At 70.8% G+C, this 14122-nt stretch carries 17 protein-coding genes; 7 read left to right on the forward strand and 10 right to left on the reverse strand.

The genetic code is table 11. From position 1 onward, the window contains the following. Positions 1-2: 2 nt before the first annotated feature. Entirely contained in the window at positions 3-1706 is a 1704-nt protein-coding gene (locus FHX33_RS12785; protein ID WP_021763294.1) for a cytochrome c biogenesis protein DipZ, read from the reverse strand. Between the two features lie 142 nt (positions 1707-1848). Between FHX33_RS12785 and FHX33_RS12790 the strand changes: the two genes are divergently transcribed. Then, complete coding sequence (locus FHX33_RS12790; protein WP_039922441.1) at positions 1849-2511, forward strand: fasciclin domain-containing protein; 663 nt, start codon at positions 1849-1851, stop codon at positions 2509-2511. A gap of 125 nt (positions 2512-2636) precedes the next feature. Next, complete coding sequence (locus tag FHX33_RS12795) at positions 2637-3290, forward strand: SagB/ThcOx family dehydrogenase (protein WP_021763297.1); 654 nt, start codon at positions 2637-2639, stop codon at positions 3288-3290. Between the two features lie 30 nt (positions 3291-3320). Here FHX33_RS12795 and FHX33_RS12800 read toward each other — a convergent pair whose 3' ends face one another. The 3 genes from FHX33_RS12800 to pdhA are packed head-to-tail and all read right to left on the reverse strand — an operon-like array spanning position 3321 to position 6631. After that, positions 3321-4493, reverse strand: coding sequence for a dihydrolipoamide acetyltransferase family protein (locus FHX33_RS12800; protein WP_183428591.1), 1173 nt, complete (start codon positions 4491-4493; stop codon positions 3321-3323). Between the two features lie 36 nt (positions 4494-4529). After that, complete coding sequence (locus tag FHX33_RS12805; protein WP_021762369.1) at positions 4530-5522, reverse strand: alpha-ketoacid dehydrogenase subunit beta; 993 nt, start codon at positions 5520-5522, stop codon at positions 4530-4532. Continuing rightward, positions 5519-6631 (reverse strand): pyruvate dehydrogenase (acetyl-transferring) E1 component subunit alpha, encoded by a 1113-nt coding sequence (gene pdhA, locus FHX33_RS12810; protein ID WP_183428592.1) that lies wholly within the window; start codon positions 6629-6631, stop codon positions 5519-5521. Before pdhA ends, FHX33_RS12805 begins: the two co-directional genes overlap by 4 nt. An 89-nt stretch (positions 6632-6720) precedes the next feature. Here pdhA and FHX33_RS12815 point away from each other — a divergent pair, with 89 nt between their 5' ends. Next, positions 6721-7317, forward strand: coding sequence for a TetR/AcrR family transcriptional regulator (locus FHX33_RS12815; RefSeq protein WP_021761562.1), 597 nt, complete (start codon positions 6721-6723; stop codon positions 7315-7317). A 50-nt stretch (positions 7318-7367) separates the two neighbouring features. Beyond that, positions 7368-8024: a DedA family protein gene (locus FHX33_RS12820; RefSeq protein WP_021761564.1), complete on the forward strand. Its 657-nt coding sequence runs from the start codon at positions 7368-7370 to the stop codon at positions 8022-8024. On the opposite strand, the gene FHX33_RS12825 is transcribed toward FHX33_RS12820, so the two are convergent. Beyond that, a complete protein-coding gene (locus FHX33_RS12825; protein ID WP_183428593.1) occupies positions 7990-9000 on the reverse strand; it encodes an ATP-binding protein in 1011 nt (336 codons plus the stop codon). The genes FHX33_RS12820 and FHX33_RS12825 overlap by 35 nt on opposite strands. Then, entirely contained in the window at positions 8997-9662 is a 666-nt protein-coding gene (locus tag FHX33_RS12830; RefSeq protein ID WP_183428594.1) for a response regulator, read from the reverse strand. The genes FHX33_RS12825 and FHX33_RS12830 overlap by 4 nt, the downstream gene beginning before the upstream one ends. A 108-nt stretch (positions 9663-9770) precedes the next feature. Here FHX33_RS12830 and FHX33_RS12835 point away from each other — a divergent pair, with 108 nt between their 5' ends. Together FHX33_RS12835 and FHX33_RS12840 are read left to right on the forward strand one after the other, a co-directional pair. Then, the gene (locus tag FHX33_RS12835; protein WP_021757004.1) at positions 9771-10547 is read left to right on the forward strand and encodes a COG4705 family protein; all 777 of its coding nucleotides are present in this window, start codon (positions 9771-9773) and stop codon (positions 10545-10547) included. Positions 10548-10582: 35 nt separating this feature from the next. Continuing rightward, on the forward strand, positions 10583-11257 hold the full coding sequence (locus FHX33_RS12840; protein ID WP_021757003.1) for a phosphatase PAP2 family protein: 675 nt from the start codon (positions 10583-10585) through the stop codon (positions 11255-11257). Positions 11258-11298: 41 nt separating this feature from the next. Here FHX33_RS12840 and FHX33_RS12845 read toward each other — a convergent pair whose 3' ends face one another. The 4 genes from FHX33_RS12845 to FHX33_RS12860 form a co-directional block, all read right to left on the reverse strand. Beyond that, positions 11299-11517 carry a hypothetical protein gene (locus tag FHX33_RS12845; RefSeq protein ID WP_155828945.1) on the reverse strand — a complete coding sequence of 73 codons (219 nt, stop codon included), beginning with the start codon at positions 11515-11517 and terminating at the stop codon, positions 11299-11301. Between the two features lie 12 nt (positions 11518-11529). After that, on the reverse strand, positions 11530-11781 hold the full coding sequence (locus FHX33_RS12850) for a toxin-antitoxin system, toxin component, PIN domain protein (RefSeq protein WP_021757001.1): 252 nt from the start codon (positions 11779-11781) through the stop codon (positions 11530-11532). A gap of 13 nt (positions 11782-11794) precedes the next feature. Continuing rightward, positions 11795-12247, reverse strand: a complete 453-nt coding sequence (locus FHX33_RS12855) for a helix-turn-helix domain-containing protein (RefSeq protein WP_051336885.1) — start codon at positions 12245-12247, stop codon at positions 11795-11797. A gap of 76 nt (positions 12248-12323) precedes the next feature. Next, positions 12324-12890 carry a putative immunity protein gene (locus FHX33_RS12860; RefSeq protein WP_183428595.1) on the reverse strand — a complete coding sequence of 189 codons (567 nt, stop codon included), beginning with the start codon at positions 12888-12890 and terminating at the stop codon, positions 12324-12326. A 90-nt stretch (positions 12891-12980) separates the two neighbouring features. Here FHX33_RS12860 and corA point away from each other — a divergent pair, with 90 nt between their 5' ends. Further along, on the forward strand, positions 12981-13949 hold the full coding sequence (gene corA, locus FHX33_RS12865; protein ID WP_021764626.1) for a magnesium/cobalt transporter CorA: 969 nt from the start codon (positions 12981-12983) through the stop codon (positions 13947-13949). Positions 13950-14122 lie beyond the last annotated feature (173 nt).

The raw sequence follows: 14122 nt of genomic DNA on the forward strand, positions 1-14122 counted from the left end.
GTTTATCCGAAGGTGAAGGAGTAGGCGGTCACGCCCTGCGGCACGGTCACGGTCAGGGTCCCGCTCCCGGTGTCCTTGGTCGAGAGCAGCTGCCGCGCGTTCGGGACTCCCGAGACGTGCACCGTCTGCTTCTTGCCGTCGCGCTCGACCGTGACGTCACCGGTGCCCGAGAGCACCATCTGCACGACCTTCGCCGTGTACGAGAGGCGGATGGTCGCGGGCCCGGCCGACGGGGTGATGGACTGGGTGCCCACGTTCCAGCCGCCCTCGAGCGCGAAGGAGTTCGCCGCCTGCTTCTCCGGCAGGCTGAACGTCTGCGTGCCGCTCGTGTACTTCTCGGGGCCGTCGTAGTTGCGGACCTTGGTGTAGCCGAGGTAGGTCTCCGGGGTGATCTTGCTCACCTGCGGTGTCGCGTCGGCGACCTCGGTCGGGGCGGGCAGCTTCACCGACGGGTTGGCCTGCTGCAGCAGCTGGCGGATGAGCGACTCGGTCTGGGCGTAGTTGCCCTCACCGAACTGCACGTTGCGCACGGTGCCCTTCGCGTCGATCAGGTAGTGGGCCGGCCAGTAGCGGTTGCGGTAGTTGGTCCAGGTCGACAGGTTGTTGTCGATCGCGACGGGGTAGGTGATCCCGAAGCCCTTCGCGGCCGACTCGACGTTCGCCGGCACCTTCTCGAACGCGTACTCGGGCGAGTGGACGCCGATGATCTGCAGCCCGGCCGCCTTGTACGCCTTCTCCCACGCGACGACGTGCGGGATGGAGCGTTCGCAGTTGATGCAGGAGTAGGCCCAGAAGTCGATGAGGACGACCTTGCCCTTCTCCTGGTCCAGCGCGATCGGCTTGTTCCCGGGGGTGTTGAACCACTGCTGGATGCCTGTGATGTCCGGGGCCGTGCCGCACGACTGGAGTTTGTCGGCGTCGTTGCTGCACTTCGAGAGGTTCTTGTTCTGGTCGTTGACCAGGCCGCCGAGGTTGAGGGCCTGGCTCACCTGGTCGGAGGACGAGAAGTTGTCCTGCAACGCCGACGTGTAGTCGGGGATGAGTCGCTGCAGCGCCTGCGGGATGTTGAAGAAGAGCCCGACGGCCAGCGCCACCATCAGCACGCCGCCCGTGATGCGGATGCCCTTCTGGTGCTTGCGGAACCCCTTCACCCGCTCGGAGACCCGCCGGCCCGCGAGCGCGAAGATCAGCAACGGGATGGCCGCGCCGATCGCGAACGACAGCGTCAGCACGATCGTCTCCACGCCGATCTTGCCGGTCGAGCCCGCGACCGTGATCGCCGCCAGCACCGGCCCCGCGCACGGCACGTAGACCGCCCCGAGCGCGATGCCGAGCACGAAGCCGCCGCGGTCGGTGCCCACGTTGCGCTGCGGGATCCACGAGAACGGCTTCTCCAGGATCTCCTCGAACTTCGGCACGATCAGGCCGATGCCGATCAGCACCAGCACGACGATGCCCGCGTACCGGAGCACGTCCTGCGGCAGGTGCAGCAGCGCGAGGAGGAGCGAGCCGAGCAGGGTGAACACGCTGAACGACACCACCAGACCCAGGATCACCTGGTACGGCCGCCACCGGGAGGCGCCGGAGGCGCGGTCGCTCTGCGCGCCGCCGGAGAAGAAGATCACCGGCAGCACGGGGAGGATGCACGGGGAGATGCCCGTGATGAGGCCGCCGAGGAATCCGATCAGCGCGAGTGTCAGGTACATGCCCTGCGTTCGGCGGCGGCATCCCGATCGGATTGGCCGGAAGACGTTCCAATCCGATCGTGAGCGACGCTCCGAAGCCCCGTCGTAGCAAGCACGTCGAAGCATGTCACATCACTGCATGAACGCACGAAGGAGTCTCACAATGCGCACTTCCAAGATCTCGCTCGCGGTCGCCGGAACGGTCGCGGCCCTCGCCCTCGCCCTCACCGGTTGTTCGTCCGGCTCGGGCACGGGGTCGTCCTCGACCTCCTCCTCGGGCTCGTCGATGACGACGCCGTCATCCTCCGCCATGGCCGACCCGGCCGCCGACCTCGTCGGCCCCGGCTGCGCCGCCTACGCCAAGCAGGTCCCGTCGGGCGCCGGCTCCGTCGCCGGCATGTCGCAGGACCCGGTGGCGACCGCCGCCTCCAACAACCCGCTGCTGACCACGCTGGTCGCCGCGGTCTCCGGCAAGCTCAACCCGAAGGTCAACCTCGTCGACACCCTCAACGGTGGCGAGTTCACCGTCTTCGCCCCGGTCGACAGCGCCTTCGCGAAGATCGACGCGGCCACCCTCGACACCCTGAAGACCGACGCGGGCGCCGACACGCTCAGCAAGATCCTCACCTACCACGTCGTCCAGGGTCAGATCGCCCCGACCGACATCGACGGCACCCACAAGACCGTCGAGGGCGGCGACCTCACGGTGACCGGCTCCGGTGACTCGATGAAGGTCAACGACGCCTCCGTCATCTGCGGCGGCGTCCACACCGCCAACGCCACGGTGTACCTGATCGACTCCGTCCTGATGCCGCCGGCCATGTGATCCTGAGCCGACGAACGACCGAAGCGCCCGGACTCGAACCGGGCGCTTCGTCGTGCGCGCGGGAGTGCCGCTTTGTTCCGGTGTTCGCCCGCCCGCGTGGCCGCCGCCGCGGATTGACTGGTCCCGTGACGCGAACCATCCCCCTCCCCTCGCCCGACCTCTACTACCCGGCGTCGGGAGTCAGCGCCGTCACCGCGCTGCGCGAGCGCCGGTCGCAGCACGAGTTCGCGGCCGAGCCCCTCTCGCTCACGACGCTCGCCACCCTGCTCAACGAGTCGGCAGGCATCACGGAGCTCTTCGGTCGTGGGACGCCGTCGCCCGGCCGGGCGTACCCGGTCGCCTGCGTCGTGGCAGCCTGCGCCGTCGACGGGCTGCCCGCCGCCTTCTACCGGTACGACCCGCGCGCACACACGCTGTCTCCGCTCGCGACCGAGGCCGATCCGCGCGAGTGGGTGCTCGGGGCGCTCGCCAACCGGGCCATCGCCGAGACGGAGGCCGCGCACGTCTTCGCGGTCGGCGACGCCGACTCCGCGCAGCAGCACTTCGGGGAGAACGCCGACCGCTTCCTCCTGCTCGAGGCCGGCCACCTCATCCAGAGCATGCTCCTGGTGGCGCAGCACCAGAAGATCGGCGCATGCGCGATCGGGAAGTTCGATCGCGCGGCGGCCGAGGCTCTCCTCGGCACGGCGACGGGCGGCGGGCTCGTGCTGCACAGCGCGGCCTTCGGCCACTACTCCGAGGCGCGGGTGCAGGCGCCGGCTCACCGGACGGCGGCCTGACCGTTCCCGCGCCTCGGGAGGCCGCCGCCGTCAGGCGATGACCCGCAGCGGGTGCTCCAGGAGGCTCACCAGCGTCGCGAGGAACCGCGCGGCGAGCGCCCCGTCGATGATGCGATGGTCGGCGGTGATCGTGAGCCGCATGCGCGTGCGGCTCACGATCTCCCCGTCGACGAGGGCGAGCTCGTCGCGCCCAGCGCCCACCGCGAGGATGGCGCCCTGCGGCGGGTTGATGATCGCCGTGAAGTGCTCGACGCCGTACATCCCGAGGTTGCTGACGGTGAAGGTGCCCTCGGCCATCTCGGCGGCGGAGAGCGTGCGATCGGCGGCCTTCGCGACCAGCGCGCGGGTGATGCCGGAGATCGTGGAGACGGAGGCGCGGTCGGCGTCGGGCACGACCGGTACGACCAGCCCGGCCGGGGAGGCGACGGCGATCCCCACGTTCACCCGCCGGTGCAGCAGGGTCGCGCCGCCGTCCTCCGCCGAGTAGGACGCGTTCACGCCCGGGTGCTCGCGCAGGGCGAGGGCGACGGCACGCACGAGGAGGTCGTTCACGCTGATCCGCGGGTTGTCGCCGACGGCGGTGTTGAGTTCGGCGCGCAGCGCCAGCACGGCCCCGACGTCGGCGGAGGCCGTGGCCGTGAAGGTCGGGATTGTCGTGGCGCTCTCGGTGAGCCGCGCGGCGATCGCCCGCCGGATGCCGTCGAAGGGAATCCGATCGGCCGAGGGCTCGGCGGGAGGCTGCTCCTGCATCCGGACGGGTTCGACCGCCGGCGCGACCGGCACCGTGTCCAGGTCGGCGCGGACGATCCGGCCGCCCGGCCCGGTGCCGGGGATCGCGGCCAGATCGAGGCCGCGCTCGCGGGCGATCTTGCGGACGAGCGGCGACGCGGGCCGCCGATCCGGGGACGCGGAGGCCGGGGCGGGAGCGGACGTGGAAGCGGCAGCCACGGCGGGCGCCTCCTCCCCGCTCCCGTCGTCGAGCCGGGCGATCGGCGTGCCGATCGCGACATTCTCGCCCTCGGCGACGAGGATCTCGGCCAGCACGCCCGCCTCGTACGCCTCCTGCTCCATCAGCGCCTTGTCCGTCTCGATCTCGACGAGCACGTCGCCGGGTGCGACGGCGTCTCCCGGCTTCTTGTGCCACGCGGCGATCGCCCCCTCGGTCATGGTGTCGGACAAGCGGGGCATGAGGATGTCGATCATGGTGTTCTCTTCTCGGTACGGGGGCCGGTGGCCGGCTCAGCGGCGGCGCGCGACGGCGTCGAGGGTCTCGCGGATGGCGGTGATCGCGTCGTCCGCCGAGGGCAGGGCGGCCGTCTCCAGCGGTTTGGCGTAGGGCAGCGGCACCTCCGCCATCGCGACGCGGCGCACGGGGGCGTCGAGCCAGTCGAAGGCGCCGTCGGAGATCGTCGCTGCGATCTCCGCTCCGATGCCGTAGGTGAGCCAGTCGTCTTCGAGCACGACCGCGCAGTTCGTCTTCCGCACCGACGCGATCACGGTGTCGCGGTCGAGCGGGCGGAGGCTGCGCAGGTCGACGACCTCCACGTCGATGCCCTCCCCGGCCAGCCGCTCGGCGACCTCCAGGGCGACCGTCGCCATGCGCGAATACGCGACGACCGTGATGTCCGCGCCCGCGCGGGTGACCGCGGCCCGGCCGATCTCGGCGGGCTCGTCCTCGTCGGGCACCTCGCCGACGGTGTTGTAGAGGGCGAGGTTCTCCAGCACGAGCACCGGGTCGTCGTCGCGGATCGCCGCGAGCATGAGCGCCTTCGCGTCGGCGGGGGTGGAGGGGGCGACCACCTTCATCCCGGGCACGAACGCGTAGTAGAGCTCGATGTTCTGGGAGTGGGTGGCGCCGAGCTGCTGGCCGCCGCCGCCCGGGGTGCGGATGACGAGCGGCACGCGCGTCTGCCCGCCGAACATCCCGAAGATCTTCGCCGCGTGGTTGACGATCTGGTCGAGGGCGAGCAGTGAGAAGTTGATCGTCATGATCTCGACCACCGGCCGTAGGCCGAGCATGGCCGCACCGATCGCCGCGCCGGTGAAGCCCTCCTCGGCGATCGGGGTGTCCCGCACGCGCTTCGGCCCGAACTCGTCGAGCATCCCCGCGGTGATCTTGTACGAGCCCTCGAACAGCCCGATCTCCTCGCCGATCAGGAAGACGTCCTCGTCGCGGAGCATCTCGCTGCGCAGGGCGTCGTGCAGCGCCTGCCGGTAGCTGATCCGGCTCATGCGCGCACCCCCGCCCGCGACGGCACGACGGGACGCGGTGGTTGCGGGAACAGCGCCTCGCCCGGCAGGCGCCGCGAGTCGTTCGGGACCGGCGTCGCGTACGTGTAGTCGAAGAGGGTCGAGACATCGGGATGCGGGCTCGCCTCGGCGAACGCCGCGGCGTCGGTCACCTGCGCCACGACCTCCGCCTCCAGCTCCGCGAGGAGCTCGCCGGTCACAGCGCCGTCGGCCAGCAGGCGCGCGGCGAGGGCGGCGACCGGATCGGCCGCGCGCAGCACCTCCACCTCGTCGCCCGCGCGGTACCGGGCCGGGTCGACCACCGAGTGGCCCTTCAGCCGTCCGGAGGTCGCCTCCAGCAGGAACGGCCGTCCCGCGCGTGCACCGGCGATCGCCGCCTGCGCGGCTGCGAACACGGCCGCAGGATCGTTGCCGTCGACACGCGCGGAGTCCATCCGGTACGCCGCCGCCCGCTTGTAGAGCTCGGGCTCGGCCGACGACTGGTCCACCGTGGTGCCCATCCCGAGGCCGTTGTTGACGACCACGTAGACGATCGGCAGCCCCCACAGGGCGGCGAGGTTGAGCGACTCGTGGAAGGCGCCGATGTTCGTCGTGCCGTCGCCCATCAGGCAGAGCACGACCTCGTCCCCGCCGCGGTAGTCGATCGCGAGAGCGGCGCCGGTGGCGAGGGGGAGCTGGCCGCCGACGATCCCGTAGCCGCCCATGAAGCGGGCCGCGACGTCGAACATGTGCATGGAGCCGCCCCAGCCGCGCGAGACGCCGTCGGTGCGGCCGTAGAGCTCCGCCATCACGCGGCGGGGCTCGATGCCGCGGGCGATGGCGTAGCCGTGCTCGCGGTAGTTCGTGAAGACGTAGTCGGTCGGCTCGAGGGCCGACATCAGGCCGACGACGGTCGCCTCCTCGCCGAGGTTGAGGTGGCAGTACCCGCCGATCCGGGCCTCGGTGTAGGCGCGGGCGGTGCGCTCCTCGAAGCGTCGAATCAGCAGCATCCGGCGGTAGAAGGCCAGCAGCTGGGCGGCGTCGGCGGCCGGGCGCGCGGGGGTGGTGCGCGTGGCGGGCCGCTTGCGAGTGGATGCGGTGGATGGGGGCATGCGGGTTCTCCTCGTCGTCCCATAATGATACGAAACTCGTTTCATTGTAGAATGGGAGTCGCACCCGCGACGACCACGAAGGAGGCGCGATGGCCTCCCGAGGCGCACCGGCGGCCGAGCGAGCCCCGCGCAAGAAGGGCCGCCCCACCGAGCAGGAGCGCGCCCAGCGCCGCGACGACATCCTCGACGCCGCTGTGCGCCTCCTCATCGCCGACGGGTTCCACCAGGTGACGCTCGACACCATCGCGGCCGAGGCGCACGTCACCAAGCGCACCATCTACAGCTACTTCGGCGACCGCACGGACATCGGCATCGCCGCCGTCGACCGGCTGCGCGAGCGCGTGCTCGGCGCACCGGACGACGCGCACGATCTGGCCGAGCTCGCGGCCGCCATCGTCTTCACCCTCCACTCCGACGAAGCGGTCGGCCTGCACCGGCTCATGATCGCCGAGGCGGGCACCCTCCCCGGGCTGGCCGAGCGCTTCTACGCCGACGGCCCGCGGTCCTACATCGCCGCCCTCGACCGGAGGCTGCCTGACTCCGACCCGGAACGCGCGACCGCTCTCTTCGCCCTCCTGCTCGGCGAGCCGCACCGCCAGCGCCTGCTCGGCCTGCGGGAGGCGCCGACGCGGCGGGAGGCCGCCGGGCACGCCGCGTCCGCGCTGCGATTGCTCGGGCTGGACTGAGGCGCAACGTCCTTGGAGGTTTCTGAGGGCGCCGCGGATTGACTGGTCGCATGACCAGCAGCGGACTCCTCGCCACCGGCCTCATCGACCCGCAGGGCATCATCCAGGCCGCCGGCCCGTGGGCCCTTCTCGGCGTGTGCGCGATCGTGTTCGTCGAGACCGGCCTGCTCGTCGGGTTCTTCCTCCCCGGCGACACGCTCCTCTTCTTCACCGGGGTGCTCGTTCTCACGGGCCACTTCGCCGAGCCGTTGTGGGTGATCATCATCGCGGTGATCGTCGCGGCGGCGCTGGGCGACCAGGTCGGCTACGCGATCGGCCGGCGCACCGGTCCGGCGGTCTTCGAGCGCAGGGAGTCCGGCTTCTTCAGCCGCGCGAGCGTGGACCGTACGCAGCAGTTCTTCGACCGGTTCGGCGGCGCAGCCGTCACGGTCGCGCGATTCGTGCCCGTCGTGCGCACGTTCGCCCCGGTCGCCGCGGGAGTCGGACGAATGCGCTGGCCGCTGTTCACCGTCTACAACGTCGTCGGTGCTGCCATCTGGGCGACGGCCGTCATCCTCCTCGGCTACGGGCTCGGGCACATCCCGGGCGTCGCCGACTTCGTCGCGCAGTACCTCGACCTGGTGCTGATCGGCATCGTCGTGATCTCGGTCGTGCCGGTGCTCGTCCGGGTGCTCACACTGCGTCGCCGGTCGCGCGCGGACTCGTAGCCGCCGGGACCCGCATCGCCAGGACCGTCCCGCTCGGCCCGGTCGCCGTCACGGCGACACTGCCGCCGTGACGGCCCGCGATCTCGCGCACGAGGGCGAGACCGATGCCGAACCCGGCGCCCGCGCGGCGCGGGACGTCCGGCTGCGCCCGGGCGAAGCGGTCGAAGATGCGCGACGGGTCGATGCCGGTGATCCCGGCGCCCTGGTCGGCGACGGTCAGCACGGCGTCCGCGCCGTCGCGGGCGACGCCGATGGTCACGCGGCTGCCGGCCGGGGAGTGAGCGAGCGCGTTGTCGATGAGGGCCGTGGCGCAGCGCTGCAGGCTCGCCGGAGGGACGGTCGTGCGCACCTCCGGGTCGGCCTCGAGCAGCAGCTCGACCCCGGCATCCCGCGCGAGCACGCCGAGGGACTCGACGGCGCGGCCGACCGGTCCGGCCATCGGTGACGGCGCGACCGCGGCCTCCCGCTCGGGGTCGGCGGCGAGCAGCAGGTCGTTCACCACGTCGATCAGGGTGCGGGTGTCGGCACGCAGCTCGGCGACGGTCGCGGTTGAGGGGTCGCCGTCGGGCAGGCCGCGCTGCAGCACCTGGAGGCGGGCGTCGAGCACGGCGAGCGGGGTCCGCAGCTCGTGGCTGGCGTCGGCGACGAAGTCCCGTTGCACCTGCAGCGCGCGACCCAGCGGGCGCACCGCGCGACGGGTCACGATCATGCTGAGCACGCCGGCGATCGCGACGGCCAGCACCCCCACGACGACGAACGCGATCATCGCCTCCACGGTGTCGATGTAGATCTTGTGCTCGCCTGGTTTCGGCGGTTCGTCCACCTCCGACGGCCGCAGCTGGTCGAGCACGAAGAAGAACGCCACCCCGATCGCGGCGACGACCAGCGCGCCCGACGCGATCGCGAGCTGCAGTCCGACCGAGCGGGAGGCGGCGCGCACCTCGCGCAGGTCGGCGTCCTGCGCCTGCCGCCTCACAGCTGCCCCAGCCGGTAGCCCTGACCGCGAACGGTCGAGATGATGTCGGGGTCCGTCTTGCGCCGCACGTAGTGCACGTAGGTGTCGACGGTGCCGTCCTGCTCGTCCGCCGCGAAGACCGCCTCGAGGATCTGCCGCCGTGAGAAGGTGCGCAGCGGATTCTCCGCCAGCAGGCGCAGCAGCGCGTTCTCCCGGTCGGTCAGCAGGATGCGCCCGTCGTACGGAGAGTAGATGGCCCGGCTCTCGGGGTGGAACCGCCACTCGCCGATCGCGAGCTCCGTGCCCTCGCCCGTGAAGACGCGCGTCAGCGCGCGCAGCCGGGCGAGCAGCTCGTCGAACTCGAACGGCTTGACCAGGTAGTCGTTCGCTCCGGCATCCAGACCGTCCACGCGGTCGCGCACGGTGCCGAGCGCGGTGAGCATCAGGATGGGCGCCACGACCCGCCGCTCGCGCAGCGCGGTCACGACCTCCGCGCCGTCGAGCCCCGGCAGGCGCCGGTCGACCACCAGCGCGTCGAAGTCCCCGGCCAGCCCGACGGCCAGACCGGCCTCGCCGTCCTCCACGCGCGTGACGTCGTAGACCTCGGCGAGGACCTGCTCGATCAGCGGGCCGAGCCGCGGATCGTCCTCGATCAGGAGCACGCGCAGTCTGTCCGTCGCCACTCGCCACCTCCACTCGCCGGCCCCAGCTTGCCGGACGGGCTCCCAGACGGCACTAAGAAGCGCCACCGTCTCAGAGATTTCTGGGAGCCGTCCGCCGATGCTGTCCCCATGCTGCGCAACACGGTGCCCGAGGTGACCGCCCTCTTCTGGGCGACAAAGCTGCTCACCACAGCGATGGGCGAGACGGCCTCCGACTTCCTGGTGAAGACCTTCGATCCGTATCTCGCGGTCGGCGTGACCTTCGTCGTCTTCGCCGGAGCGCTCGCCCTGCAGTTCGCGGTGCGCCGGTACATCCCGTGGGTCTACTGGCTGGCCGTGCTCATGGTCGCGGTGTTCGGCACGATGGTCGCGGACGTGCTGCACGTGCAGTTCGGCGTGCCCTACCTCGTGTCGACCGTCGGGTTCGCGGTCGTGCTCGCGGCGGTGTTCTCGCTGTGGTGGGGCACGCAGCGCACGCTCTCGGTGCACCGCATCGACACCCGCCCGCGCGAACTCTTCTACTGGTGCGCGGTGCTCGCGACCTTCGCGCTCGGCACGGCGATCGGCGATCTCACGGCCATCACGTTCGGCCTCGGCTATCTCGCCGCCGGCATCCTGTTCGGCGCACTGTTCGGGATCCCGGGTGCCGCCTACCGGTGGTGGGGGATGGGGGCCACGGCCGCCTTCTGGACCTCGTACGTGCTCACCCGTCCGTTCGGCGCCTCCCTCGCCGACTGGTTCTCGCGCTCCCACGCGCTCGGCGGCCTGGGTCTCGGCACGGGACCGGTCAGCCTCGTGCTGCTCGCGGCGATCGTCGTCTGCGTGGCGGCGCTGTCGGCGCGTCCTCGCGGATCCTCAGGGTCGGGTGCGGCGTCCTTAGAAGTTCCTCAGGGGCGCTCCGCTTGACTGTCCTGGTCGACCGAACCGAAGGGACACCCTGCGTGAACTCCGCCCTCCTGCGCATCCCGCGCCACTGGATCGTCTGGACCGTCGTGCTCTTCGCCGTGACGTTCGTGCTCGGTTTCGCAGCCAAGGCCGCTCCGGTGCTGCGGTTCGCCGGGCTCGACGACACGATCAACCGGGCGCATTCGCCGTTCGCCGATGGGATCGTGCTGGTGCTCGACGAGCTCGACCGGCCGGTCGTCGTCGCGGGGATCCTGGTGGTCGTCTTCGTCGTCCTGCTGTTCGTGCGCGGGTGGAGGCTCGCTCTCGGCGCCTGCGCCGTCACCGGTCTCGGCTGGCTCACCACGCTCGTCGTCAAGACGGTCGTCGCGCAGCCGCGCCCCACGACCGGCGGCCTCGTGCACACCCTCCATGTGAGTCCCGCGACGCTGAGCTACCCGAGCGGGCACGTCGTGTTCGCGACCGCTTTGGTGACTGCGCTGGTCATGGTCTGCCGGGGCCCCGCCTCCCGCGCGGTGGTCGTCGTGCTCGGCGTCGTCTTCGTGCTGGTGGTCGGCTGGTCGCGGCTGTACCTCGGCGTCCACTTCGCGACCGACGTCGTCGGCGCGGTGCTCAACGGGGTCGCCGGCGTCCTGCTGTTCGCGGGGCTGTGGAACCTCGCCGCGTCGCGCGTCTTCGCCGAACAGCGGGAGACGGCGCGCGTCACGGTCTGAGGTCCTCGACTGGCCCGAGCGACCGCTCTGGGCGAACTGGATCAGGGGCCGAGGACACCGGTCGGCCACCCGTGGCGGCCGAAGTAGTCGCGAAGGCGTTCCAGCACCTCGCTGTCCGTGGCGTTGGGGTCCCTCAACCAGCGCCGACGGGCCATGTCGATGTGTTGTGCGTCGAGGAGGTGCCTTCGGTTGACCTCGTTGTGAAGGTCCTCATCCTCGGTCAGGAGGACATCGGCATGGCCCCAGAGCGCCGCGGCCACCACATGACGGTCCTACTCATTCACGTCCAGGCGGACCTCGATATCGACCGCGCCGGGCCATTCCACCAGAGCCTCAGGGAATGCCCCATTCATAGCCCCGAACAGGACGGCGCGGGCTTCGGCGTCCATACCGGCGGGAAGGTGTCGATCGACTTCCTCCAGCACGAGAGGGCTCCAGAGGATTTCGAACAGGTCGGCCTCGGCGAGGGTCAAGACGATGTCGCGCCAACGCCCCGGGACGAGGACGTTGGCGTCGACGAACACTCGAAACGGCACGTCAGAACGGGTCTCCGTCGTAGCCGCCGGTCTCGGCCGTCACCTCGGCGATCGCGTCGAGCTTGGCTCGACGCTCCCGCTTGGACTCCTCGAGGTAGCGGACGGTCTCGGTCAACGACACCCGGCGGTGCGTCCCGCGGAATTCGTAGTCGAGCTGTCCGTCGTCGATCAGATGGACCACGAACGACCGCGATACCCCGAGAAGGTCTGCGACCTGCGAGGTCGTCAGCAGAGTGCGCGCGGAGCCGATGACGACACTGTCGCCGTTCGCGAATCGTGTCAGTAGGTCCTGAACGGCGTCGACGACTTCGCTGGGAAGGGTGATGACCTCCTCGCCGACCAGGATCCGGGGAGGAATGACGGAGTCGTTCACTCGGGCCGCGGCTGACTTCAGCGCGCTCAACTCCGACGCATCCACGACCGCCTCTGTCGCGTGCGGGCTCAAGAGCGTCATCTCAACCTCCAACCGGTCCGACGTGAGACACCAGAATAACCGACACTACCGCCATAAACGCCATAACTCACTTAACTCATACCAAGTGCTGACGGTCGTCCCCAGAGGCCGGGCTGTCGATCCCCGCCTGCAGCCGCCGAATGGCGGGGCCGAGCACGCCCCGCGCGAGGAGGCCTGGGCCGAGGGGGCCCGCCGTGTCCTCCCCGAGCGGCGGCAGCTGTGCGAGGGCCACCCGCGCCTCCGGGGTCAGGCGGTCGAGTTGCCAGCGGATCTCGTCGTCCATCGCGTCGGGTCGGTCGGGGGCCGCGAGACCCGCGGCGTCGGCCGCGTAGGCGGCGGCGCCGAGCGCGTGCGCGCCCATGTGGGCGACGCCGGCGGCCTGCGCGGCGGAGCGGGCGGCGGCGATGGCGGCCCGTCCGGTCACGGCGTGCGCCGCATGGCCGGCGACGAATCGACGCCGGATCTCCCCGGCGGCGTCGAGTTCGCCGCGGGCGAAGGCGCGGGTGCGCGCGATCGCGTCGCGCGGCCGGTCGTCGTCCGGGGCCTCCGCCTCGAACAGCCCGAGTGCCCGCTCGGCGCAGTCCGCCGCCCAGGCGGCGACGATGCGCCGATCCTGCTCGCTCAACGACTGCGAAGATGCCACCCGAGCACACTCTCATACCGCGTCCGCAGCGTGCACGTCATCCGCAGCTGGGCCCTCGATTCCCGGCGTAAGGTGCAGGGGAGGAGGCACATGATCGTCGACAATGCCGTGTACGTGAACGGCGAACGCACCCCGACGGTGTCGCTGGAGGACACCTGCGAGACCGTCCGCGACCGCGGAGGATTCGCCTGGATCGGCCTCTACCGGCCGACGGAGCAGGAGCTCGGCGCCGTCGCCACCGAGTTCGGCCTCCCATCGCTCGCCGTGGAGGACGCGCTCGCCGGCCACCAGCGGGCCAAGATCGAGAAGTACAGCAGCACCTCCTTCGTCGTGCTGCGCCCGGCGAACTACGTCGACGAGACCGAGAAGGTCGAGTTCGGCGAGGTCCACGTCTTCCTCGGCTCCGACTTCCTCATCACGGTCCGGCACTTCGACTCGCCCGACCTCGGCGCGGTCCGCCACCGGCTGGAGGCCGAACCCGAGCTCCTGGACCACGGGCCCATGGCCGCGCTCTACGGCATCCTCGACCAGGTCGTCGACGAGTACGCGCCGGTCATCGCCGGCCTGGAGAACGACATCGACGAGATCGAGGACCAGCTCTTCAACGGCGACCGCGGCGTCTCGCGGCGCATCTACGAGCTGTCCACCGAGGTGATGATGTTCCAGCGAGCGGTCAACCCGCTCCGGGATGTGCTGCAGTCGTTGCGGGAGACCCTCGCCGCGGGAGGGGCGGACGACGTGCTCCTCGACGGGATCCGGGATGTGCAGGACCACGCCATCCGCGTCATCGAGCGGGCCGACGGCTTCCGGCAGATCCTCCAGAACGCCCTCACCGTGCACACGACCCTCGTCGGGCAGTCGCAGAACGACGAGGTCAAGAAGGTCTCCGGCTGGGCGGCCATCCTCTTCACACCGACCCTGGTCGCCTCGGTCTACGGCATGAACTTCCGCATCATGCCCGAACTGCACTGGGCGCTCGGCTACCCGTTCGCCATCCTGCTGATGCTGGCCATGGGCTTCGGCCTCTACGCGGTCTTCAAGCGCAAGAACTGGATCTGACGACGGTGCTGCGGGCCGATCCCCCCGGATCGGCCCGCAGCCACTCGGCGATGCCCGGGCCGCGTGCGGCCCGACCCCCTGTCGCGGGCGTCGCGGGTGAGATCGGCGTCCCCCTGAACGTTTCGCTCTCATAGGGGAATGTCCGGATGGCGGCAGGGGTTCCCTCGCGCTGC

This window comes from Leifsonia aquatica, assembly GCF_014190775.1.
Lineage (GTDB): Bacteria > Actinomycetota > Actinomycetes > Actinomycetales > Microbacteriaceae > Leifsonia > Leifsonia aquatica.

Coding starts and splice junctions, on each gene's coding strand:
- corA (WP_021764626.1), top strand. CDS start 12,981: ATGATCGTCGACAATGCCGTGTACGTGAACGGCGAACGCACCCCGACG.
- pdhA (WP_183428592.1), bottom strand. CDS start 6,631: ATGCCCCCATCCACCGCATCCACTCGCAAGCGGCCCGCCACGCGCACC.
- FHX33_RS12800 (WP_183428591.1), bottom strand. CDS start 4,493: ATGATCGACATCCTCATGCCCCGCTTGTCCGACACCATGACCGAGGGG.
- FHX33_RS12815 (WP_021761562.1), top strand. CDS start 6,721: ATGGCCTCCCGAGGCGCACCGGCGGCCGAGCGAGCCCCGCGCAAGAAG.
- FHX33_RS12855 (WP_051336885.1), bottom strand. CDS start 12,247: ATGACGCTCTTGAGCCCGCACGCGACAGAGGCGGTCGTGGATGCGTCG.
- FHX33_RS12835 (WP_021757004.1), top strand. CDS start 9,771: ATGCTGCGCAACACGGTGCCCGAGGTGACCGCCCTCTTCTGGGCGACA.
- FHX33_RS12785 (WP_021763294.1), bottom strand. CDS start 1,706: ATGTACCTGACACTCGCGCTGATCGGATTCCTCGGCGGCCTCATCACG.
- FHX33_RS12790 (WP_039922441.1), top strand. CDS start 1,849: ATGCGCACTTCCAAGATCTCGCTCGCGGTCGCCGGAACGGTCGCGGCC.
- FHX33_RS12805 (WP_021762369.1), bottom strand. CDS start 5,522: ATGAGCCGGATCAGCTACCGGCAGGCGCTGCACGACGCCCTGCGCAGC.
- FHX33_RS12820 (WP_021761564.1), top strand. CDS start 7,368: ATGACCAGCAGCGGACTCCTCGCCACCGGCCTCATCGACCCGCAGGGC.